Consider the following 23,286-nt stretch of genomic DNA (forward strand, 5'->3'; position numbering starts at 1 on the left):
GGGTAAGGCGCCAGCCGCCACCCGGCTTTTTTATTACCGGCTCTGTTTACGTAACAGATAAATAAAGTACGGCGCACCAATAAAGCTTGAAAGCAGTCCCGCCGGGATCTGATACGGAAATAGCGCCATCCTGCCGCACCAGTCGGCAAAGACCAGTAAAACGCCCCCCGCCAGCGCCGAGATGACCATATGCGGTATCGTCCGGCGAAAACCGAGCATCCGCGCAATATGCGGCGCCATCAGTCCAACGAAACTCAGCGGCCCAATGGTCATCGTCGCGGCTGCCGTCAAACAAGCCGCCAATGCCAGCAGCGCGATACGCGACGGCGTGAGCGCCATACCCACCGCGCGCGCGGCATCGCCGCCCAGTGGCAAAATCGTTAACCAGCGGCGACACAACGGCACAATTGCCAGCAAAATCACCATCACTATCGCGGTTCGCGTAACCTGCCCGCCAGTAGCGTTATAGGTAGATCCTGAGATCCAGGTCAACACTTCCGCCATCCGCGGATCGCCGCTCGCCTGGAGCATCATTAGCAGCATGGTAAACGCGGTGCTGAGCGCCATCCCCGCCAACAACATCCGTTGCGGCGAAAAACCGCCGCGTCCGGCGGTTATCATAATGATCAGCAATGTCGCCGCCGCGCCAAGGCTTCCGGCAGGCAGTAGCCAACCGAAAGCATTCCCCGGCACCAGAAACAGCATCAACACCACGCCAAACGCAGCCCCGGAACTGATCCCCAGCACTTCAGGACTGGCCATCGGATTACCGGTCAGACGCTGAATAATACAGCCCGCCACCGCCAGCATGACGCCCGCCATTAACGCCGCCAGTATCCGTGGCCAGCGCCACGGCATCAGCTCCTCAAGCAGCGTTCCGCTCGCCCACGTCCAGCCGTGCGCGTCACGACCAAAAGAGAGCGCGACCCATGTTGCCAGCAGCAGGAGCGCCCCACCGGCAACGGTAAAAGCGAGGACATGCCGACGTTCCGCCGCCACGCGATCGCTGGCGTTCATATCCGGCGCGCTCATGTTTTTAAGCCGCGGCAGCAGCCATAGCAGTAGCGGCGCGCCGATTAATGCCGTCACTGACCCGGTGGAGACTTCCATCCATATGCGAGTTAGCCAAAGGATAATCTGATCGGATAGCCACAAAATAAGTGCCCCAATGAGCGGCGCCAGCATCAGGCGCGCCAGCAGACGTCTTGCGCCAAGCATTTTCGCCAGCAGCGGCGCAAACAGACCGATAAAACCAATAATGCCCACTGCGTTGACCAGCAGCGCGCTCAACACAATCGCCAGCGACAGCGCCGCCAGACGCGCTAACGACAGCGCCAGCCCCAGATTACGCGCAACGCCGTCATCCAGCCCCATCAGCGTCATCGGACGTAACAATAATAAAGTGAGCATTACGCCGCCCACCAACTGGGGCCACAGACGCTGCACGCCGCTCCAGTCAGTTTGCGTCAGCGTTCCGGTGCTCCATAAAAACATGCTTTGCAACTGATCGTGATGGAAAATCACCAATAGCTGGTTGATAGCCCCGCAATAGAGGCTGACCACCAGCCCGGCGAGGATCAGGGTTACCGGCGACAAGCGTTTGCCCCACGCCACACCAAACACCAGCGCGCCGACGATGCAGGCTCCCGTCAGGGCGGCAAACTGCGTCGCCAGCGCGCCGGGAATCGCCCATAGCGTAGTCACCGTGATCCCCAATTGCGCACCGGTCGCCACGCCCAGCGTGGTCGGTTCCGCCAACGGGTTACGTAATACTTGCTGGAACAGTACGCCTACCAGCCCAAGCCCCGCGCCTACCAGCAGTGAAATCGCCAGTCTTGGCAGCAGACTGTAATGAAAAATCATCTGTCCAATGGCATCAACATCCGGCGACCACATCGCCTGCCGCCACTGGTCGCGCGGTAGCGCTATGGAGAGATTCGTCCAGGTCAGCCAGACCGCGATGATAAACAACCCAACCAGCAGAAAGGCCGGGAAGCGCGCCACACGTTTATTCACGCCTTCCCTCCCAGCACGTTATTCAGGATGCGGACAAAATGCATCGTGGAGAGGGTCGCGCCATAGAACCAAACGGCAGGCACCCGGTGAAAACGCCCGGCGCGGACAAACGGCATGGCCTGCCACAGCGGCGTCGCCATCAGCGCATTCATATCGGTGTTATTCCCGTGGTCGAAGCAAATGACATCCGCCTCTTTATACATCGCCAGCCGATCGATGCTGACCGCCGTACTGCCCCAAAAGTTGGTTTCCCCCTGCCAGGCGTTACGGATGCCATACTCGTCCAGCACCTCCTGGAACAGGCAGTTCGGGCCCAGCACCAGCATATGCCGCGGATCGATAAGCGTCGTCATCAGTAACGGACGTCCCCCGCGGCGGATAAAACGCGGCTTCTGGCTTGCGATGAAGCGATCGTATTGCGCCAGATGTTTTTCTGCCGCGGCTTCCAGATTCAGCGTCTGCGCCAGCTCAACCAGCGATCGTCGGGCCACCGCCAGCGGCTTTTTGCCGTCGCTAAAATCGAACCCGCGCCCCGGCGCGATCCGCGCCAGTTTCTCCGGCGAGGGTCCGTAACCTGCCGACCAGACCATAAACGACGGCTTCATCTCCGTCAGCAGTTCAAGATTGGGTTCAGTGCGAAGACCTACATCAATCACCGAATCCGGCAACGGCGGTTCGCTAACCCACAGCTTATAATTTGGCACGTCCGCCACGCCATAAGGCGTAATACCGAGCGCCAGCAACAGCTCAACCGGCAGCCACTCCAGCGCCACAATCCGGCGGGGATCGATAGCGGCAGCCTGCGCCATATTCATTTGCCAAAGCAGCGGCGAGAGCGCCATCGCCGTTAATAAACGGCGGCGAGTAAGAGGATATAAATCACGCATTAATACACAAAACTCACAGGTGCGGCGCCCGCCGGATGCGGAAGGATGCCCATCGGGATGCCATAAATCTGCTCCAGGGTGTCGCTGCGCATGAGTTCCACAGGTGTTCCTTGCGCAATCATTTCGCCGCCGCGCAGCGCCACCAGATAGTCGCAATAACGCGCCGCCATATTGATATCATGCAGCACCGCAATCACCGTCAGGCCACGTTGTTGGCTTAAGCGATGCACCAGCGCCAGCACGTCAACCTGATGGGCGATATCCAGCGCTGACGTCGGCTCATCCAGCAGCAGACAACGGCTGTCCTGTGCTACCAGCATTGCGATCCACGCGCGCTGGCGCTCACCGCCGGAAAGACTGTCTACCAGACGATGTGCCAGCGGTTTTAAGCCGACCAGCGTAATCGCCTCTTCTACTTTTTCCCGGTCCGCGACGCCAAAGCGTCCCAGCGCGCCGTGCCATGGATAGCGGCCAATCGCCACCAGTTCGCGCACCGTCATTCCTTCCGCCTGCGGCAATTGCTGAGGCAGATACGCGACTTTGCGGGCAAACGCCTTGCTGCTCCAGCTCGCCAGCGGCTGATTGTCGAGCAGAATATCCCCTTCGGAAGGCGGCTGATGGCGTCCCAGCATTTTTAACAGCGTGGATTTACCGGAACCATTATGGCCGATAAGTCCGGTGACGCGGCCTGCGGGAAACGTTAACGAAAGAGGGTGTAAAAGCGTGCGGCCCGGCACGCGAAAGGCGACGCTTCGCAGCGCAAAGGTGGTATCGGGATGAATGTGGTTTTCCTGCATCGCAGCCAACTTGTAAAACGGGCACGGAGCCGTGCCCAAAAAGAAATTAGAAACGGAAGGTTGCCGTTGCGACAACCTGACGCTCCGCGCCCCAGAAACAGCCGTAGGTCTGGAAGCAGCTGGCGACGTATTCGCGGTCAAGCAGGTTGTTAACGTTAACCGCAATGCTGGAGCCCGCCATACCAAAACGCGCCAGATCGTACTTGATGACCGCATCCATCACCGCTGCACTGCCTACCTTGAAGCTATTGGCCGGATCGCCGTAACTGGAACCAATAAAACGACCACCAGTTCCCAGCGTTAAACCTGACAACGGACCTTGGTTAAAGGTGTAATCGCCCCATAGCGAAGCCATGTGTTCAGGCACCTGCTCTGGAGTATTACCTTTCAGGTTAGTGTCTTTCGTGTATTCAGCATCAGTATAAGTGTAAGACGCCGTCATATTGATGTTAGCCGTCAATGCTGCTTTGGCTTCCAGCTCTACACCTCGCGCGCGAATTTCACCTGCCGGCACCTGCGCTACTGGGTTGGTTGGATCGGCGGTCAGGTTATTGGTTTTGGTCAGTTGATAAACGGCCCCCGTAACAACAACCGGCATCTCTTTCGGTACGTATTTCACCCCTGCTTCATATTGCTCGCCTTTTGACGGCTTGTAAGAAACGCGTGGAATGTTCCATAAATCGAAGGCGCTTGGCTCGAAAGATTGGCTATAGCTGAAGTAAGGTGAAATCCCATTATCGAATACGTAGTTTACGCCACCGCGCCAGGTGAACTGGTGGTCATTACGTTCAATATAGCCTTCCATCGGCGTTATGGAATTCTGACGTACCGTTGTCGCTTGTTTAGACCAGTCATAGCGACCGCCGAGGGTAAACACCCACTTATCCCATTCCGCCTGATCCTGAATATAGATGCCTGTTTGTTTACTTTCGTTCATCTGGTACGGCTCAGCGCCGCCGAAAGCGAAGTATTCAGGATGGTAGTTATTATAGAGATCGATTGACGGCGCACTGCCAAACGTGGCGTTAATATCATTACGCATACGCATGAAATCGACACCCGTCAGCAACGTATGATCAATATCGCCGGTTGCGAATTTACTTTCCAGTTGTGTATCTACACTGAAATTCTGTAAACGCTCGTTGTCAACGATAGTACTGCGGTTAAGCGTATGGCCGTCTGCCGCAATCCCCGTACCATAGACGCTTTTTTGCGCGGTTTTCATTTCAGCAAAACGTAAATTCTGGCGCACGGTAAAGGTGTCGTTAAAGCCATGCTCGAAACTGTATCCCACCATTTTCTCGTTACGAGAATAGGTGTTGTTTGACGCCCCTTCGTTGAAATCCGTCGGCAGGCGTTTGCCGTTTGGCAGCGGTTCAACCGTTCCTTCTTTCGGCAACCAGCCGTAGTAGCCAATCTCTGGTTCATTCTGGAAATAAGAGAGGAACGTAAAATTCGTTTTCTCATCAGGACGCCAGGTAAAAGAGGGGGCAATAGCATAGCGCTGCGACTCAGAACTCTTTTGCTGCTCATTTGTCGAACGCGCCAGCCCCGTCAGACGATATGAGAACTCACCGTTGTCATCCAGGGAATCACTAAAATCAAAACCGGTCTGGAACAAATTGTCCGTCCCCATTTTGAATTGAATTTCTTTCAGCGGCTCAGTAGTCGGCCGCTTGCTGACCATCGAAATGATACCGCCCGGGTTGCTCTTACCGTAGAGAACGGACGTTGGCCCGCGCATCAGCTCAACACGCTCCAGCATATAGGGATCGATGACCGCATCGTTATAAAAATTACCCTGTAGCTTCAATCCATCCAGATAGTTATTTTGACTCAGACCGACAGATGAGAAACCACGAATGATAACGAAGTCATAGGTATTGGAAGCGCCGCGACTGCTTACCGTTACGCCCGGCGTGTAACCCAACGCTTCTTTCACCGACTGGAACTGATGCATTTGCATCTCTTCGTTGGTCACGACCGAAACAGACTGCGGCGTCTTTTCGATAGGCGTATCAGTTTTGGTGGTTGTGGCGGAACGCTTCGCGGCAATGGTCGGAGCCGGTCCCCAGGCGCTTTCCTGCGGGGCAGACGCTGCGGTTACGGTAATGGTTTCTTCTTTCGGTTGAACCGCCGCCTGTGCGTAGACAGACATGCCGCTAACCGCTGTGGCTACTACAACTGCGATTTTACGCAGTGAGGAGTTTGGCTGAGCAGTTTTAAGACGCGCCATTGGTATATCTCTGATGAAAAGTGAATGATAACGTAAACGAGAATTATTATTATAACCGCAGCATAATAGGCGAAATATCGTCGCAATGGCAAGCGATACGCGGCCCTACGAAAACTAAGGGGTTAAGAAACAACCAGATGAAAGGAAAGGGTTAATAAATTAGACTGGAATGTTATTTACGGGGGATTTGCCGGATGGCGACGCAAGACGTCTTATCCGGCATACGGGAGTGCGTAGTGTGGTCGTAACGGTGTAGGCCGGGTAAGCGCTGCGCCACCCGGCACTATTACCGCAATTAATTGCCGCCGAACATCTCTTTAATCCAGCCGGCAACGCCGTCGCTCTTCTCTTCTTTCGGCGGCTGTTGCTGCGCAGGCTGCTGCTGAGATGACTGATCGAACGGATTGCCTGACGGCTGCTGTTGCTGCATCATCTCGCCCTGCTGGCACAGCGTATTCGGATCGTCCGTCCAGACCGGTAGAGTTCGCACGCCGCCGCTACAGACAAAATTACCGTCGTAATCAACGCCCATATCCACCACATCTTCCGGCGGCGTCAGAACTAAAGGCGTCGGCGTCTGGTTCGCCAGATAGCGCTGGTAAATCGCCATCGCGCCGCTGGCACCGTACAGTTTAGTCGGCTGGTTGTTATCACGACCTACCCAGGTGATGGTTACCTGGCTGCCGTCGATACCGGCAAACCAGGTATCGACATTGTTGTTTGTCGTCCCGGTTTTACCCGCCAGATGCAGACCCGGATATTTCGCGCCAAGCTGACGCCCCGTACCACGCTGGACGACCTGCTGCATTGTCCAGAGCGTCAGGTAAGCCGCCTGTGCCGGTACGGCGCGTTCAGCTTGCGGATAACTTTGGTACAGCACCTTACCATCTTCCGCAATAACCGAACGCAGCGCTGATAACGGCGCGCGATTTCCGCCGCTGGCGATAGTCTGAAACGCTTGCGCAACTTCGATCGGCGTCAGGTTCAGCGCCCCTAGCAGCATAGCCGGAACCGGATTGAGCTGATCTTTCGGCACGCCGAGCTTCGTCCAGGTATCGGTTACCGCTGGTAAGCCTAACGCCATCCCCAGATTTACCGTCGGTACGTTCATCGAGCGAGTTAACGCATCCACCAGCATTACTTTCCCGCTTTCGCTGTAGCGACGATCGTCGTTCTGCGGCGACCAGATCTGACCATTCGGCTGGCGCAGAGAAATCGGCGCATCGGCAATCCAGGTGTTCAAGCGGTATAAGTTCGGCTGACTTAGCGCAGTCAGATAGGTGGCCGGTTTCGCCAGCGACCCGATGGAACGACGCGCCTGCATGGCGCGGTTATAGCCGGCATACTGCGGCTCCGCCCCACCGACCATCGCGCGCACCTCGCCGCTAAAGCGATCCACCACCACCATCGCAGTTTCCAGATCGCTCAACTTACGCTGTTTCTTTAACGCCGGAATGCCTTCGACAACGGCTTTCTCTGCGGCATCCTGCGCCACGGAGTCAAAGGTGGTGAAGATCTTCACGCCGGAAAGATCTTTAATTTTATCCCCCAGCTTCGCCTGCAGTTCCTGACGAACCATCTGCATAAACGCCGGCTGCGGTGAAATAACGCCGCCGCGCGGCTGTACGCCAAGCGGACGCGCGCTCAGCATGTCATAGAGTTCCTGATCGATGATTTTCTGCTGCTGTAGCAGGCGTAGCACCAGATTACGACGCTCCAGCGCCAGTTTCGGATTGCGCCACGGGTTATAAATCGACGCCCCTTTTACCATCCCTACCAGTAACGCCTGCTGATCGAGGCTCAGTTCTTCTACCGGACGGCCAAAGTAATACAGGCTTGCCAGCGGGAAACCGCGAATTTCATTGTCCCCGCTTTGACCGAGGTAGACCTCGTTCATGTACAGCTCAAGGATACGATCTTTGCTGTAACGGGCATCCATGATCAGCGCCATGTAGGCTTCATTCGCTTTACGCCAGTATGATCTTTCGCTGGAGAGGAACAGGTTCTTCACTAGCTGTTGGGTCAGCGTACTGGCCCCCTGCACCGTGCGTCCCGCCGTCAGGTTGGCCAGTACTGCACGCCCGATGGAGTAAAGACTAATGCCATCATGCTCATAGAAATGACGATCTTCCGTCGCCAACAGCGTATCGACCAGCAGATCCGGGAAACCGCTGCGCGGGACGAATAAACGCTGCTCGCCATTTGGCGAAGAAAGCATGGTGATAAGCCGCGGATCGAGGCGGAAGAAGCCAAACTGGCGGTTGTTATCCAGATTGACAATGGTTTCCAGACGCCCGTCATCGAAAGTCAGCCGCGCGCGCACCTGCCCTTCTTTGCTGTCCGGGAAGTCAAACGGACGACGGATCATCTCAATGCTATTGGCCTGCACGGTAAATTCGCCGGGACGAGTCATCTTCGTCACCAGACGATACTGCGTCGCTTCCAGCAATTTCACCATCTCGTTTTTGCTGACAGGCATGTCTGGCTCAAGGTTCACCATCCGGCCATATACCGCCGCCGGAAGTTGCCAGACTTTGCCATCAATACGGCTGCGGATTTTTTGATCCAGATAGACGCCGTAAATGGCGAACAGCACCACAAAAACGATAAACAGTTTTAGCAATAGCCACAGCCAGCCGCGCTTGCCACGAGGCTTACGCCCTTTGCCCTTACCTTTACGCGGCATCGGTTCTTCATCCTCATAGTCATCATCATAATCGTCGTCATGCTGCCGACGACGGCTCACCTTTTGTTTCACAGGACGTGACGGTTTCCCTTTACGTCCAATCGGCTCGCGGTCATTCCCCGCCATGCTTTTTCTCCGCAACATACAGGCGCAAAGGCCCGATTCTCTATTCTTCCGCCAGACGACAGAAGAAGAAATCTCTCAATTTACCCTTTCGCCGGAGGGCGATTAACGCCTTATCCGGGCTGGAGGCAGCGTATAACACGTCACGAATACTTCTTCGTGCGCCGCGTTGGGGCCGTATTCGCCGGATCGTCCGGCCAGACATGTTTGGGGTAACGGCCCTTCATCTCTTTTTGCACTTCGCGATACGCGCCCTGCCAGAAAGCGCTTAAATCGCGCGTAATCTGTAGCGGTCGCTGCGCGGGCGAAAGCAGTTCCAGCACCAGCGGCACTCGCCCCTGCGCAAGCGTCGGCGTACTTGCCTCGCCGAACATTTCCTGCATTCTGACCGCCAGTGCGGGCGGGTTATCTTCATGATAACGAATCGTTATTCGGCTTCCCGTCGGCACAGTGTAATGCCCAGGCAGTTCACTATCCAGACGTTGCAGCATGGGATAGTCAAGCAGTCCCCGTAACGCCTGAGTCACATTCAGAGATTTCAGACTTCGTAACGACTGTACGCCTGTCATGTGCGGCAGCAACCAGTTTTCCAGAGTCGCCAGCAGCGACGCCTCATCCACGGCAGGCCAGTCATATTCCGGCAGCCATTTCGCCGCACAGTGCAGACGCAGACGGAACTGCTCCGCTTCCGGCGTCCAGTTAAGGACGGCCAGACCTTTATCGCGGATGCCGTTCAGCATCGCCTGATGAAGCTCCTCTTCAGACGGCTTCGCCAGTGGCTGAACGTTAACCGTCAACTGCCCAATACGCATTCTGCGCCACGCTTTCAACGTTCCCTGCGCTTCGTCCCATTCAACCGTGTCGGACTGGCGCAGTAAATCAGGACACGCCTGAATCAGCGAGGCGATATCCAGCGGCTGCGCCAACAATATTCGGGCGTCCGGCGAGGCGCTACCTTGCAGCAACAGCGGCGCGATCAGCCATTCATGACGTCCCAACGCGTCATCCGCGTCCAGCATCGCCCCCATGCCATTGGCTAACTGATAGCGCCCTTCCTGACCACGACGCCGCGCGATGCGGTCGCTAAACGCTCTGGCCAACAGCGGCACGATAAGCGCGCTATCCGGCTCGCCATTACGTACCTGCAGCCGTTTTAAAAGCTGCTGGCTACGCTGCTGCCAGCCCGGCTGTCGCCGCGAAAATACCACGCTTAAATCCGTACCGCCGCCGCGCGGCGGGTCCTCAAGGATTGCCGCGAGCATAGCGGCGGTGGCGGCGCTATCGCCCTCACCGGCGTTGACTAACATCGCCGCCAGACGCGGATCGTTACCTGGTGCCGCCATTTTCCGGCCCCGCGCGCTTAATCTCTCACCCTCCAGCGCGCCTAACATCAATAATAAACGGCGGGCGGCCTGAAGATTCACTTCTGGCGGCCTGTCCAGCCAGAAAAGCAATGCCGGATCGTGACATCCCCACTGCAACACCTCCATCAACAAACCGGAGAGATCGCTGTGTAAGATTTCCGGATCGCTTTGCGCCGCCGCCCGCTCCGCCTGTTCTTTTGCCAGCAGATGTACGCAGATACCCGGCGCCAGTCGTCCGGCGCGCCCCGCGCGCTGCGTCATTGACGCCTGACTTATACGCTGCGTAACCAGCCGCGTCAGTCCCGTTCGCGCGTCGAATCGCGCCACGCGCTCCTGAGCGCTATCGACGACCAGACGAATCCCTTCAATCGTCAAACTGGTTTCGGCAATGTTAGTCGCCAACACCACTTTACGCATCCCGGCAGGTGCGGGAATAATCGCTTTGCGTTGCGTCTCCAGAGACAATGCGCCATACAGCGGACAAAGCAGGACATCGCGCCCTACCCGCGACGCCAGATGTTCATGAACGCGCTGTATTTCGCCTACGCCGGGTAAAAATAGCAGCAGCGAACCACTTTCATTGCGCAGCAGTTCCGCTGTCGCCATCGCGACGGCCTCATCAAAACGCAAATGCGCCGCGAGCGGCTGATAACGTCGCTCCACCGGAAACGCGCGCCCCTCCGAGACGATCGTCGGCGCATCGGGCAATCGCTGACAAAGCCTGTTGTTATCCAGCGTCGCAGACATGATTAACAGCCTGAGATCGTCACGGAGCCCTTGCTGGATATCCAGCAACAGCGCCAGAGCTAAATCCGCCTGTAAACTGCGCTCATGAAATTCATCCAGTATCACCAGCCCCACGCCGCGTAATTCGGGATCGCGCTGGATCATTCTGGTCAATACGCCTTCTGTCACCACTTCCAGCCGGGTATGCGGCCCCACGCAGCTTTGCGCGCGCATCCGGTAGCCTACCGTTTCGCCTGGCTTTTCATTCAGCCCTTCCGCCAGACGCTGCGCGACATTACGCGCCGCCAGACGACGCGGTTCAAGCAGGAGGATTTTTCCAGCAACCGGACCTTGTTGCAGGAGTTGCAACGGCAGCCAGGTGGATTTCCCCGCCCCGGTAGGCGCGGACAACAAAACCTGCGGCGCGGTTTTTAGGGCAGTCAACAATTCAGGCAATACGGCGGCAACGGGCAATGACGTCACAAACGGCTCCACAGGGTTAACTTTCTTTGCGCCGCATTGTAGCATCGTGTTAATCCATAACCGAGTATCCCTATGTCTGAGCCAAAACGGCTGTTTTTTGCTATTGACTTACCCGACGAGGCGCGCGCGCAAATTATCGCCTGGCGCGCCGTCCATTTTGCATCTGAAGACGGACGCCCCGTCGCGGCGGCGAACCTACACCTGACACTGGCCTTCTTAGGCAACGTCAGTAACGATAAGCAGCGCGCGCTTGCGCAACTGGCCGGACGAATTCGCCAGCCGGGCTTTACGCTGCATCTGAATGACGCCGGTCAGTGGCTGCGTTCGCGCGTTGTGTGGCTGGGGATGCGCCAGCCGCCGCGCGGGTTGTTGCAGTTGGCGAACATGCTGCGCGCGCAGGCCGCCCGCAGCGGTTGTTACCAAAGCCCGCAGCCTTTTCACCCGCATATTACGCTGCTGCGCGACGCCAGCCATGCGGTGGCTATCCCGCCGCCGGGCTTTTACTGGTCATTCCCGGTCACGTCGTTTGCGCTTTACGCCTCTTCGTATGGGCAGGGCCGCACCCGCTATGCCGAGCTACAGCGCTGGACGCTGGGCGAATAATCATGAAGGAATTTCGATGCTATTCTCACCCCCTTTACAACGCGCTACGCTGATTCAGCGCTATAAACGTTTTTTAGCCGATGTGATCACCCCTGACGGTACGGCGCTCACGCTGCACTGTCCTAATACTGGCGCAATGACCGGCTGCGCCACGCCTGGCGATACCGTCTGGTATTCAACATCAGAAAATACTAAACGCAAATATCCGCACACCTGGGAATTGACTGAAACGCAATCCGGCGCATTCATTTGCGTAAATACTCTGTGGGCGAACCGGCTAACGAAAGAAGCGATTCAAGCGAATCGTCTGCCAGCTCTGGCGGGGTACAATATTCTGAAAAGTGAAGTCAAATATGGCGCCGAACGCAGCCGTATAGATTTTATGTTACAGGCAGATTTCCGCCCGGACTGCTATATTGAAGTGAAATCGGTCACGTTAGCGGAAAAAGAAAACGGTTATTTTCCCGATGCCATCACCGAACGAGGGCAAAAACATCTTCGGGAGTTGATGGGCGTTGCGGCGGCAGGTCATCGCGCGGTGGTGTTGTTCGCGGTGCTGCACTCCGCCATTACACGTTTTTCACCCGCACGTCATATCGATATAAAATACGCGCAGCTATTGAGCGAGGCTCAGAATAAAGGTGTGGAAGTTTTAGCTTATAAAGCAGAACTTTCAGCCACAAAAATGGAACTGAACGAACCAGTACCCATAACGTTGTAGTGGAATAACCGCCTGATTAATAAGTATTCTGGCCGCGTGCGTAAATACGCTTTTCCTCACAGGGTTGTCAAGTGTTACGTTTAGATAATTGCTATCCGGAAAAGCATCTGCTATTTATAGCGACCTGATTTTCCCCCGAACATGGGGATCGATAGTGCGTGTTAAGGAGAAGCAACATGCAAGAAGGGCAAAACCGTAAAACATCGTCCCTGAGTATTCTCGCCATCGCTGGGGTGGAGCCGTACCAGGAGAAACCGGGCGAAGAGTATATGAACGAAGCCCAGCTATCGCACTTCAAGCGTATTCTTGAAGCATGGCGTAATCAACTCCGGGATGAAGTCGATCGCACTGTGACGCACATGCAGGACGAAGCCGCTAACTTCCCCGATCCGGTCGATCGCGCCGCGCAGGAAGAGGAGTTTAGCCTGGAGTTACGTAATCGTGACCGTGAGCGCAAACTGATCAAAAAGATCGAGAAGACGCTGAAGAAAGTGGAAGATGAAGACTTCGGTTATTGCGAATCCTGCGGGGTGGAGATTGGTATCCGCCGCCTGGAAGCGCGTCCGACAGCCGATCTGTGCATCGACTGCAAAACGCTGGCTGAAATTCGCGAAAAACAGATGGCGGGTTAATCCCGTTCGTTTCTACCCTATTTATGACAGGCGGGAGTTTTCCCGCCTTATTCGTTATTGCCCGCAGCATGACTGACTCACACTATATTGGCCGTTTCGCGCCGTCGCCATCCGGCGAACTGCATTTCGGCTCGTTAATCGCCGCCCTCGGCAGCTATCTACAAGCCCGCGCGCAACGCGGAGTCTGGCGCGTTCGCATAGAGGATATCGATCCCCCACGTGAAGTTCCCGGTGCCGCAGCGACCATTCTGCGTCAACTGGAACATTACGGCCTGCACTGGGATGGCGAGGTCTTATGGCAATCACAGCGTCATGAGGCCTATCGCGAGGCGCTGGCCTGGCTTCACGAGCAGGGACTGAGCTACTACTGCACCTGCCCCCGCTCGCGCATTCAACGTCTGGGCGGTATTTACGACGGCCATTGCCGGACGTTATGCCACGGGCCGGAGAATGCCGCCGTCAGAATTAAACAGCAGCATCCGGTGATGCGTTTCCATGATGCCTTGCGCGGCGACATCCAGGCTGACCCACAACTGGCTAGCGAAGATTTTATTATCCACCGCCGCGACGGACTGTTTGCTTATAATCTGGCCGTAGTGGTCGACGATCATTTTCAGGGGGTGACGGAGATCGTCCGCGGCGCGGATTTAATCGAACCCACTGTCCGACAACTTTCACTGTATAAACAGTTTGGCTGGCGTGCGCCAGGTTACGTTCACCTTCCGCTGGCGCTCAACGAACAAGGCGCTAAACTTTCCAAGCAGAATCATGCCTCTGCGCTTCCAACGGGCGATCCGCGCCCGGTACTGGTCCAGGCATTACGCTTTTTAGGCCAGCGCGCCGTCGTAGCGTGGCAGGAGATGTCTGTTGAGGAGTTGCTGCGCTTTGCAGTGGCGCACTGGAGGCTTACAGCCGTACCCACATCGGCTAATGTAAATCCGGCATTCTCAAATGCGTCTCGCTGAGCTATGATTAGCCGCTATTTTTACTCATCGTCTTTCGCATTGCTGCGGCGTTAATGAAGCTTACAGCCCGGGTCGCGTTGTTCTCTTACGCCCGTCTGCCGTAATGCGAAAGACATAGAGTAAGTTGATCTTATTAATGTATGACACTACCGAGGTGCGCTATTTTTACCCGAGTCGCTAATTTTTGCCGTAAGGTGTTAAGCCGCGAGGAGAGCGAGGCAGAACAAGCCGTCGCCCGTCCACATATGACGATTATCCCGCGTGAACAGCACGCTATCTCCCGCAAAGATATCAGTGAAAATGCCCTCAAGGTACTGTACAGGCTGAACAAAGCGGGCTATGAAGCCTACCTGGTCGGCGGCGGCGTCCGCGATCTCCTGCTCGGCAAAAAGCCGAAGGATTTCGACGTGACCACCAACGCTACGCCGGACCAGGTACGGAAATTATTCCGCAATTGCCGTCTGGTGGGACGTCGTTTCCGCCTGGCTCACGTGATGTTTGGCCCGGAAATTATCGAAGTGGCAACGTTTCGTGGTCATCATGAAGGCAGTGAAAGCGACCGTACTACTTCCCAGCGTGGGCAAAACGGTATGCTGCTGCGCGATAATATCTTTGGCTCTATCGAAGAAGATGCTCAGCGCCGCGATTTCACCATCAACAGCCTTTACTACAGCGTGGCGGATTTTACCGTGCGCGATTACGTCGGCGGGATGCAGGATCTGAAAGAAGGCGTGATTCGTCTGATCGGCAATCCGGAAACGCGCTACCGCGAAGATCCGGTTCGGATGCTGCGCGCCGTGCGTTTCGCCGCGAAGCTCAATATGCGTATCAGCCCTGAAACGGCGGAACCAATCCCGCGTCTGGCGACCTTGCTAAACGACATTCCTCCCGCACGCCTGTTCGAAGAGTCGCTGAAGCTGTTGCAGGCGGGGAACGGTTTTGAAACCTATCAACAACTGCGGGAATACAACCTCTTCCAGCCCTTGTTTCCTACCATTACGCGTTATTTCACCGAAAACGGCGACAGCGCAATGGAACGCATCATTGCGCAGGTGTTGAAGAATACGGATAACCGCATCCGTAACGAGATGCGCGTTAACCCGGCATTCTTGTTTGCCGCCATGTTCTGGTATCCGCTGCTGGAGATGGCGCAAAAAATCGCTCAGGAGAGCGGCCTTGCCTATTACGATGCTTTCGCGCTGGCCATGAATGACGTGCTGGATGAAGCTTGCCGCTCGCTGGCGATCCCGAAACGCCTTACCACGCTTACCCGTGATATTTGGCAGCTTCAGTTACGGATGTCGCGACGTCAGGGCAAACGCGCCTGGAAGCTGATGGAACATCCCAAATTCCGCGCCGCGTTTGATTTGCTGGAGCTGCGCGCTCAGGTGGAAAATAATACTGAACTGCAACGTCTGGCGCAGTGGTGGGGCGAGTTTCAGGCTTCCGCGCCGCCGGAACAAAAAGGGATGCTTAACGAGCTGGACGACGATCCTGCTCCGCGCCGCCGCCGTTCACGTCCGCGTCGAAAAACGCCGCGTCGCGAGGGTGCCGCATGACGATCGCATATATCGCGCTTGGCAGTAATCTGGCTTCTCCGCTGGAGCAGGTCAATGCCGCCCTGAAGGCTATCGCCGATATTCCCGATAGCCGTATCGTCGCGGTTTCTTCGTTTTACCGCACGCCACCGCTTGGTCCACAGGATCAGCCTGACTACCTGAACGCCGCGGTGGCTCTGGATACCGCTCTCGCCCCCGAAGAATTGCTTAATTATACCCAGCGTATTGAACGACAACAGGGTCGCGAGCGCAAAGCGGAACGCTGGGGACCGCGCACGCTGGACATCGATATCATGCTGTTTGGCGATAAAATCATTAATACCGAACGTCTGACAGTGCCGCACTACGATATGAAAAACCGCGGCTTTATGCTGTGGCCGCTGTTTGAAGTTGCGCCTGAATTGATCTTTCCGGACGGGCTCACTCTGCGCCAGCAACTTACGCTTCTGGCAGTAGAAAAACCGGCCAGTTGGTAAAGGATTTCCCCCTTTCTTTAGCGTTTACTGCTTTCACGCCAATCGATTGCTTAAATCAATTGCCCCTCTGAATATGACTGTTAGAATGCCGGGAAATATAACCTTTACCATCAGGAAACGTTATGAAACCCACCACTATCGCCCTGTTGCGCAAATACAAGCAGGAAAAAAAACGCTTCGCCACCATTACCGCCTACGACTACAGTTTTGCCAGGCTGTTCGCCGATGAAGGCATCAACGTAATGCTGGTTGGCGACTCACTCGGCATGACGGTACAGGGACACGACTCTACCCTGCCGGTTACGGTAGAAGATATCGCCTATCACACCCGCGCGGTACGTCGGGGCGCGCCGAATTGTCTGCTGCTGGCCGATCTACCGTTTATGGCTTACGCCACGCCGGAGCAGGCATTTGCAAACGCGGCGACCTTAATGCGCGCGGGCGCGAATATGGTCAAAATTGAAGGCGGCGCCTGGCTGGCCGATACCGTCAGGATGCTGGCCGAACGCGCCGTACCGGTGTGTGGTCATCTGGGGCTGACGCCGCAGTCGGTCAATATTTTTGGCGGTTACAAAGTTCAGGGCCGCGGTGATGCGGGTGATCAACTACTCAGCGATGCTCTGGAGCTGGAAGCGGCGGGTGCACAGCTATTAGTGCTGGAGTGCGTACCGGTTGAGCTGGCGAAACGCGTCACCCAGGCGCTCTCCATTCCGGTTATCGGTATTGGCGCGGGCAACGTTACCGATGGGCAAATTCTGGTCATGCATGATGCCTTCGGTATTACCGGCGGGCATATCCCTAAATTTGCGAAAAATTTCCTTAGCACAGCGGGCGACATCCGCGCCGCAGTACGGCAGTATATGGCTGAAGTCGAGTCTGGTGTTTATCCGGGCGAAGAACACAGTTTCCATTAATTAGGGCATTCGTAGGCTGGATAAGACGCATTGCGTCGCCATCCGGGAAAATGCCTGATGGCACGACGCTTATCAGGCCTACAACGTACGGGAACTCAGTCAACTACAGGAGTCATAACTTGTTGATTATCGAAACTCTGCCGCTGCTGCGCCAGCATATCCGCCGTTTGCGTCTGGAAGGCAAACGTATTGCGCTGGTGCCAACGATGGGTAACTTGCATGATGGACATATGAAACTCATTGATGAAGCTAAAGACCGCGCCGATGTGGTAGTGGCCAGTATCTTCGTCAACCCGATGCAGTTTGATCGCCCGGACGATCTGACGCGCTATCCACGCACGTTGCAAGAAGATTGTGAAAAACTGAATAAGCGCAAAGTCGATATCATATTTGCCCCGGCCCCGGACCAGATCTATCCGCAGGGTACGGAAGGGCAAACTTATGTTGACGTTCCCGGCCTTTCTACCATGCTGGAAGGTGCCAGCCGTCCGGGACACTTTCGCGGTGTCGCCACTATCGTCAGCAAATTGTTCAACCTGGTACAGCCGGACATCGCCTGCTTTGGCGAGAAGGATTTTCAACAACTTCGGCTTATCCGCAAAATGGTCGCCGATATGGGCTACGATATTGAGATCGTCGGCGTGCCTATCGTCCGCGCTAAAGATGGACTGGCGCTTAGCTCGCGTAATGGCTATCTGACGGCGGAACAACGTAAGTTAGCGCCGGGTTTATATAACGTGATGAGCGACTTAGGCGAAAAATTACAGGCCGGAGAGCGCGACCTTGAAGAGATGATTGCCATCGCAGGCCAGGAGTTGAATGAAAAAGGCTTCCGCCCTGATGATATCCAGATCCGCGATGCCGACACGCTGCTTGAACTGACGGACGCCAGCAAACGCGCGGTGATCCTGATGTCCGCATGGCTGGGACAAGCGCGGCTTATCGATAATAAAATTATTGAGCTATCCTGAATAGCCGCCGCTGGCGCGCACCACCGTTAGCGCCAGCGGATTATCTGCTCGATCTCATCATCCGTTAAAGTGGTTATCTGCGCCACCGCCTCACGCGTCATTCCGCTCTCCAGCATACGGCGGGCGATATTACGTCGCTCCTCAGTTTTGCCTTCCTGAAGTCCTTCTCGTTTACCTTCCAGCATGCCCTCCCGCACCCCCTTTTGCATACCTTGTTCTTCAAACCATTCAGCGAGCGTCATCATAGATTCCTCCTGCGGCAATCGGTTCGCCAGTTCCCTGTAAAATACCTGTGGTTGATCAGTATGCCCACGCTGCACCATATAGCTGAGCAGCGAGTTCAGCTGACTTTCCGTAGTGTACTCTGCGCTTATCAGCGTTACCAGCCGCTCCAGCAGCGCGATCCGTCGATGCTGCATGATGTCATCGTCGGGGATAACGGTAATATCCACCAGCGGAAAAGGCTCACTATAGATACGCCGCGCCAGCTCGGGTAAGGCGAACATATCCAGCCAGCTCATCGACAGCGGGTAAGGCGACGTTTTTCCCTGATAAAACAACAGGGGCACCACCAGCGGGAGCGGCCCGTTTTCATCTTTTAAAAGACGGTGCATCGCCGCAATTGCGTAACGCATCATACGAAACGCCATCTTTTTGTCTGCGGTACTTTGGTGTTCAATCAAGACATGGATATAGCCGGATGTCCCCTGCATTTTTACCGAATAAAGCACATCGGAATACTGCTCTTTAAGGCTCTCCTCAACAGAGTGACTCGATTCCAGACGCAGCGTATCCAGATCGCAGATCCCCCGTATTTCCGCCGGTAGGTGGATATCCAGAAAATCACGGGTCGTATCAGGGTGCATTAAAAACTGTTTGAAAAAGGCATCGTGCGGCGTGTTGCTTATGAGTTCCATCATCTGACCTGCATTTTCTCGTCCAGTGCGTGCAGTATCCCTTCGCAAATTGCCGGGGTCAGTGAGACATTTTCTCTTTTACGAGGCGGCTCGGGATGAAAATCAATAAGATACAAACATTACTGTCGACTCTGGAAAATAGCGCGCAAACAACGCCAGGAAACGACACGCGATGTATAGACACCCTGTAAAAATCGGGCAATACTGCCTGAGAATTTTCTCAAAGCAGGCGCCGCCTGCTTCGTCATTGATAATGAGTTAAAGGTAGACGTTATGATTCGCACAATGTTGCAAGGTAAGCTCCATCGCGTCAAAGTAACCCAGGCTGACCTGCATTACGAAGGCTCCTGCGCTATTGATCAGGATTTTCTCGACGCGGCCGGAATTCTGGAAAACGAAGCCATTGATATCTGGAATGTATCTAATGGTAAGCGCTTCTCAACCTATGCGATTGCGGCGGAGCGAGGCTCTAAAATTATCTCCGTCAACGGCGCAGCGGCACATTGCGCCGCTGTTGGCGATATTGTCATTATCGCCAGCTTTGTCACCATGAGCGATGAAGAAGCGCGCACCTGGCGCCCAAACGTCGCCTACTTCGAAGGCGATAACGAAATGAAGCGTACAGCGAAAGCCATTCCGGTTCAGGTTGCCTGATTACGCTATCCCTGCGGCTGGTTGCTGATCAGCCGCGACATCGTTTCCAGCGAATCCGTTCTTAAAATATACAGACGTTTTAATAAGAACGGATTATCCCCCGGCTTCACCTTCCCTTTCACCGTCGTTACCGCCATATGAAACCCGGCATCTTTTGCCGCTTTGATCGCGGTCGCGTTATAGCCGCCAAAAGGATAAGAAAGATAAAATACGTGCGGAGTAAACTGTGCGAGCGCCCGCCGCGAGCGTTCAAAATCAAACAGAATATTATGGTAGCTGCGGCTATATAAAATCGGACGCCGATGCCCGTCTACCCGGTGTAAAAAGTGGGTATGCGACTGAAAATCAAAAACATCGCTTATCTCGCGCAATTCGGACACGCTCATAAATTGCAACGACTTAGGATTCCATTTTTGCGGATGGCGCTTAATACGCGATGAGATAATAAACGCTGTCGCTTTCATACCGTACTGCTTTAACACCGGATACGCATAGCGACTCACCGATTTAAGGCCATCGTCAAAGGTGATAGCCACCGCGCGCGCCGGGAAATTAGCGCGGTTATGGATGTAATCCTCCAGTTGGTACATCGTCAACGTGGCATAGCCGCGATCGCGAAGCCAGGTCATTTGGTTGCTGAATGCGCGAACCGAAGTCGTGGTGGACGTATGGCGAAAACGGGTATTCTCTTCATCGCGTAAGATGTGATGATAGGTCAAAATAGGAATGCCGTTGTCTTCCTGGGCATCCAGGGCGCTGACATAAGCCAGCCTGTCGCCAATACGGATCTGATACCAGGTTTGATGTAGCCGGCCTTTCAGCTTGCTAATAATGGGGTAACGCAAATTATCCACCAGTACGCCAAACGGGGCGCTACTGATGTCCGGCGCGTTATACACCGGCGTGTCTTTCCAGGTCACCAGATTCTGATTGCTGAGAGGCTTGTTAAGATCGCCCAGGCCATCTTCCACCTTTTGTTTCCCCTGCACGGACTCCAGATGGCCTTTATCGATAAACCCCACGCCAAAACCGAATTTAAAGGCATAATAGTCAGCCGCTATGGGCGTTACGGAAAGAATTTGTCCGGCACGGATATTTCCCACGGTCACCATTTTATCGCCAATCTGCGACCAGATGGCGGCGTCTTTCGTCGTTTGCATATAACGAGCGGGCAAGGCAGCCAACACATTGCCGGAGAAAAAGAACAGCAAGATAAGAACAACGCGCATAACCATATATCATAACCGAGGCGAAAAAACGCCGTTATTGTAGCAAAAGCGTCGTCAATGGTATTGATCAAAACTCATACAAATCATGCAGCAATACAAAAGGCGGATTTTTCTGCTGCTGATGCCAGAGACTGGTTACATCCGGCGCGCCAAGCGCGACAATCTGGTTGCGAAATGCTGAACTGCTCATCGACTCTCGCAAAGGAAGCATTTCCTCTATCAATGAATAGCTGACACCTGAAATAACTTCACATTGAGAATGTTTATGGCTCATCAGCGACGCTACACGATAAGGCGCCGCGCCGGAAATGTCGGTTAAAAATATCACGCCTTCACCAGAGTCGGTGGCATGGAGGGCATCACACATCATGCGGCTCAGCATGTTTGAGCTCAGGCCGCGCCAAAAATTGACCGCCCGGCATTGCGCCAGCGGACCATTTTTTCTCTCCAGGCGATCAAGCATATCCTGTGCGCGATCGTCATGGCAGGTAATCACCCAACCTAACATAGCCTACCTCCTTAGCAGACAAGTAGTTTATCAGGGTTACCAATCAGGAATGATGACAGCCGTCAAAAGTCTCCTCTTCACGCCAGGAGAAGAGGAGAATCGTATCAGCTACGCAAACCGCGTCCGCGCTGGATCAGCGACCAGCACAGCAGGTAGAAAGCGGCGATAAAGATCACCAGTACGCCAAATGTCGTCACCAGCGGCACATCATGGATACCGAGGAAACCATAACGGAAGCCGCTTATCATGTAGACGATCGGGTTCAGGTGCGACAACCCTTGCCAGAACGGTGGCAGCAGCGTCAGCGAGTAAAATACCCCGCCGAGGTAGGTCAGCGGCGTCAGCACAAAGGTCGGGATCAGGCTGATATCGTCAAAGGTTTTCGCAAACACGGCGTTCAGCAGTCCGGCCAGCGAGAACAGAATCGCGGTCAGAATCAGCGTTAGCGCGACAAATACCCAGGAATGCACCTGGAAAGGCACGAAAAAGAGCGAAATCGCCGTCACCAGAATCCCCACGCACAGCCCACGCGCCACGCCGCCGCCGACAAATCCGGCGATGATCACGTGCGTTGGTACCGGCGCAACCAGCAGTTCCTCAATATTGCGCTGAAACTTGGCGCTAAAAAATGATGACGCTACATTGGCGTAGGAGTTGGTAATGACCGCCATCATAATCAGGCCCGGCACAATAAATTGCATATAGCTAAAACCATGCATTTCGCCGATGCGCGAACCGATCAGGTTGCCGAAAATAATAAAATAGAGTGTCATGGTGATGACAGGCGGCACCAGCGTTTGCACCCAGATCCGCATAAAGCGATGGATCTCTTTCGCCCAGATGCTTTTAAGGGCAACCCAGTAAAGCTGCATCATGCGCGATCTCCTTGTTTTTCATGCACCAGCGACACAAACAGTTCTTCCAGACGGTTGGCTTTATTACGCATACTTAATACCTGAACCCCCTGCTCGCTCAGTTGGCTAAAGACGCTGTTAACCCCCTGCTCGCGTAACACTTCAACCTCCAGAGTCGAGGTATCTACCAGACGATATTGATAACCCGCAAGCTTAGGTAGCGGGCTTTTTGGCGCTAAATCCAGAATAAACGTCTCCGATTTCAGCTTTGAAAGCAGATTTTTCATGGAGGTATTTTCCACCAGCTCGCCGTGCTGAATAATACCGATATTGCGGCACAGCATTTCCGCCTCTTCCAGATAGTGGGTAGTAAGAATAATCGTGGTGCCTTTGGCGTTTAAATCTTTCAGAAACCCCCACATCGAGCGGCGCAATTCGATATCGACGCCCGCCGTCGGCTCGTCGAGAATCAATAGCTTAGGCTCATGCATCAGTGCGCGGGCAATCATCAGGCGGCGTTTCATCCCACCGGAAAGCATCCGCGCGCGTTCATTACGTTTTTCCCACAGATCGAGCTGTTTTAAATACTTTTCGCTACGTAAAACCGCCTCTTTATGTTCCACGCCGTAATAACCGGCTTGATTCACTACGATCTGTTGCACCGTTTCAAACGGGTTAAAGTTAAACTCCTGTGGCACCAGCCCAAGCTGTCGCTTGGCGTTAACCACGTCTTTTTCCAGGTCGTAACCAAAAACGTTAACGCGCCCGGATGTTTTATTAACCAATGAGCTGATAATACCGATGGTGGTCGATTTCCCTGCTCCATTTGGTCCCAGAAGCGCGTAAAAATCCCCCGCTTCGACCTGCAAATCTATGCCGCGCAGCGCCTGAACGCCGCCGGGATAGGTTTTTTTAAGTTTTTGAAGTTCCAGCGCAATGGTCATAAATTCTCACTTACTTTACGT

The 23,286-nt window shown here is 54.7% G+C and carries 20 protein-coding genes; 9 read left to right on the plus strand and 11 right to left on the minus strand.

What is annotated here, in order from left to right; translation table 11 throughout:
* Positions 1–33 precede the first annotated feature (33 nt).
* From fhuB to hrpB, 6 genes are all read right to left on the minus strand, one after another.
* On the minus strand, positions 34–2,016 hold the full coding sequence (fhuB, locus tag AC3G3F_RS00250; RefSeq protein ID WP_023245770.1) for a Fe(3+)-hydroxamate ABC transporter permease FhuB: 1,983 nt from the start codon (positions 2,014–2,016) through the stop codon (positions 34–36).
* Positions 2,013–2,903, minus strand: a complete 891-nt coding sequence (gene fhuD, locus AC3G3F_RS00255) for a Fe(3+)-hydroxamate ABC transporter substrate-binding protein FhuD (protein WP_023245769.1) — start codon at positions 2,901–2,903, stop codon at positions 2,013–2,015. Before fhuD ends, fhuB begins: the two co-directional genes overlap by 4 nt.
* Complete coding sequence (gene fhuC / locus AC3G3F_RS00260; RefSeq protein ID WP_488394271.1) at positions 2,903–3,700, minus strand: Fe3+-hydroxamate ABC transporter ATP-binding protein FhuC; 798 nt, start codon at positions 3,698–3,700, stop codon at positions 2,903–2,905. Before fhuC ends, fhuD begins: the two co-directional genes overlap by 1 nt.
* A 46-nt stretch (positions 3,701–3,746) precedes the next feature.
* The gene (gene fhuA / locus AC3G3F_RS00265; protein WP_053508773.1) at positions 3,747–5,936 is read right to left on the minus strand and encodes a ferrichrome porin FhuA; all 2,190 of its coding nucleotides are present in this window, start codon (positions 5,934–5,936) and stop codon (positions 3,747–3,749) included.
* 295 nt (positions 5,937–6,231) lie between these two features.
* A complete protein-coding gene (gene mrcB / locus AC3G3F_RS00270) occupies positions 6,232–8,748 on the minus strand; it encodes a bifunctional glycosyl transferase/transpeptidase (RefSeq protein WP_023245766.1) in 2,517 nt (838 codons plus the stop codon).
* 140 nt (positions 8,749–8,888) lie between these two features.
* A complete protein-coding gene (gene hrpB / locus AC3G3F_RS00275; RefSeq protein ID WP_063390940.1) occupies positions 8,889–11,318 on the minus strand; it encodes an ATP-dependent helicase HrpB in 2,430 nt (809 codons plus the stop codon).
* 72 nt (positions 11,319–11,390) lie between these two features.
* Between hrpB and thpR the strand changes: the two genes are divergently transcribed.
* The 8 genes from thpR (at position 11,391) to panC (ending at position 18,159) form a co-directional block, all read left to right on the plus strand.
* A complete protein-coding gene (thpR, locus tag AC3G3F_RS00280; RefSeq protein WP_488394272.1) occupies positions 11,391–11,921 on the plus strand; it encodes an RNA 2',3'-cyclic phosphodiesterase in 531 nt (176 codons plus the stop codon).
* 16 nt (positions 11,922–11,937) lie between these two features.
* Positions 11,938–12,642 carry a DNA/RNA nuclease SfsA gene (gene sfsA, locus AC3G3F_RS00285; RefSeq protein ID WP_023245763.1) on the plus strand — a complete coding sequence of 235 codons (705 nt, stop codon included), beginning with the start codon at positions 11,938–11,940 and terminating at the stop codon, positions 12,640–12,642.
* A 176-nt stretch (positions 12,643–12,818) separates the two neighbouring features.
* Complete coding sequence (dksA, locus tag AC3G3F_RS00290) at positions 12,819–13,274, plus strand: RNA polymerase-binding protein DksA (protein ID WP_001155232.1); 456 nt, start codon at positions 12,819–12,821, stop codon at positions 13,272–13,274.
* A 68-nt stretch (positions 13,275–13,342) separates the two neighbouring features.
* Positions 13,343–14,239 carry a tRNA glutamyl-Q(34) synthetase GluQRS gene (gene gluQRS / locus AC3G3F_RS00295; RefSeq protein ID WP_070803113.1) on the plus strand — a complete coding sequence of 299 codons (897 nt, stop codon included), beginning with the start codon at positions 13,343–13,345 and terminating at the stop codon, positions 14,237–14,239.
* A gap of 161 nt (positions 14,240–14,400) precedes the next feature.
* Positions 14,401–15,798 (plus strand): polynucleotide adenylyltransferase PcnB, encoded by a 1,398-nt coding sequence (gene pcnB, locus AC3G3F_RS00300; RefSeq protein WP_205128315.1) that lies wholly within the window; start codon positions 14,401–14,403, stop codon positions 15,796–15,798.
* A complete protein-coding gene (gene folK / locus AC3G3F_RS00305; protein ID WP_053508777.1) occupies positions 15,795–16,274 on the plus strand; it encodes a 2-amino-4-hydroxy-6-hydroxymethyldihydropteridine diphosphokinase in 480 nt (159 codons plus the stop codon). The genes pcnB and folK overlap by 4 nt, the downstream gene beginning before the upstream one ends.
* A 122-nt stretch (positions 16,275–16,396) precedes the next feature.
* The gene (panB, locus tag AC3G3F_RS00310) at positions 16,397–17,188 is read left to right on the plus strand and encodes a 3-methyl-2-oxobutanoate hydroxymethyltransferase (RefSeq protein WP_053529464.1); all 792 of its coding nucleotides are present in this window, start codon (positions 16,397–16,399) and stop codon (positions 17,186–17,188) included.
* Between the two features lie 119 nt (positions 17,189–17,307).
* Entirely contained in the window at positions 17,308–18,159 is an 852-nt protein-coding gene (panC, locus tag AC3G3F_RS00315) for a pantoate--beta-alanine ligase (protein WP_053508781.1), read from the plus strand.
* 26 nt (positions 18,160–18,185) lie between these two features.
* On the opposite strand, the gene AC3G3F_RS00320 is transcribed toward panC, so the two are convergent.
* Positions 18,186–19,079, minus strand: a complete 894-nt coding sequence (locus AC3G3F_RS00320; protein ID WP_072162046.1) for an Rpn family recombination-promoting nuclease/putative transposase — start codon at positions 19,077–19,079, stop codon at positions 18,186–18,188.
* A 270-nt stretch (positions 19,080–19,349) separates the two neighbouring features.
* Here AC3G3F_RS00320 and panD point away from each other — a divergent pair, with 270 nt between their 5' ends.
* A complete protein-coding gene (gene panD / locus AC3G3F_RS00325) occupies positions 19,350–19,730 on the plus strand; it encodes an aspartate 1-decarboxylase (RefSeq protein ID WP_023245755.1) in 381 nt (126 codons plus the stop codon).
* A 5-nt stretch (positions 19,731–19,735) separates the two neighbouring features.
* On the opposite strand, the gene AC3G3F_RS00330 is transcribed toward panD, so the two are convergent.
* The 4 genes from AC3G3F_RS00330 to AC3G3F_RS00345 all read right to left on the minus strand — a co-directional run bounded on the left by AC3G3F_RS00330 (position 19,736) and on the right by AC3G3F_RS00345 (position 23,265).
* Entirely contained in the window at positions 19,736–20,965 is a 1,230-nt protein-coding gene (locus AC3G3F_RS00330) for a polysaccharide deacetylase family protein (RefSeq protein WP_023245754.1), read from the minus strand.
* Between the two features lie 61 nt (positions 20,966–21,026).
* Positions 21,027–21,467 carry a PTS sugar transporter subunit IIA gene (locus AC3G3F_RS00335; RefSeq protein WP_488394273.1) on the minus strand — a complete coding sequence of 147 codons (441 nt, stop codon included), beginning with the start codon at positions 21,465–21,467 and terminating at the stop codon, positions 21,027–21,029.
* 104 nt (positions 21,468–21,571) lie between these two features.
* Positions 21,572–22,342 carry an ABC transporter permease gene (locus AC3G3F_RS00340; RefSeq protein WP_000983418.1) on the minus strand — a complete coding sequence of 257 codons (771 nt, stop codon included), beginning with the start codon at positions 22,340–22,342 and terminating at the stop codon, positions 21,572–21,574.
* Entirely contained in the window at positions 22,339–23,265 is a 927-nt protein-coding gene (locus AC3G3F_RS00345; protein WP_023245753.1) for an ABC transporter ATP-binding protein, read from the minus strand. The genes AC3G3F_RS00340 and AC3G3F_RS00345 overlap by 4 nt, the downstream gene beginning before the upstream one ends.
* Positions 23,266–23,286 lie beyond the last annotated feature (21 nt).

Source organism: Salmonella sp. FC25216, assembly GCF_057751355.1.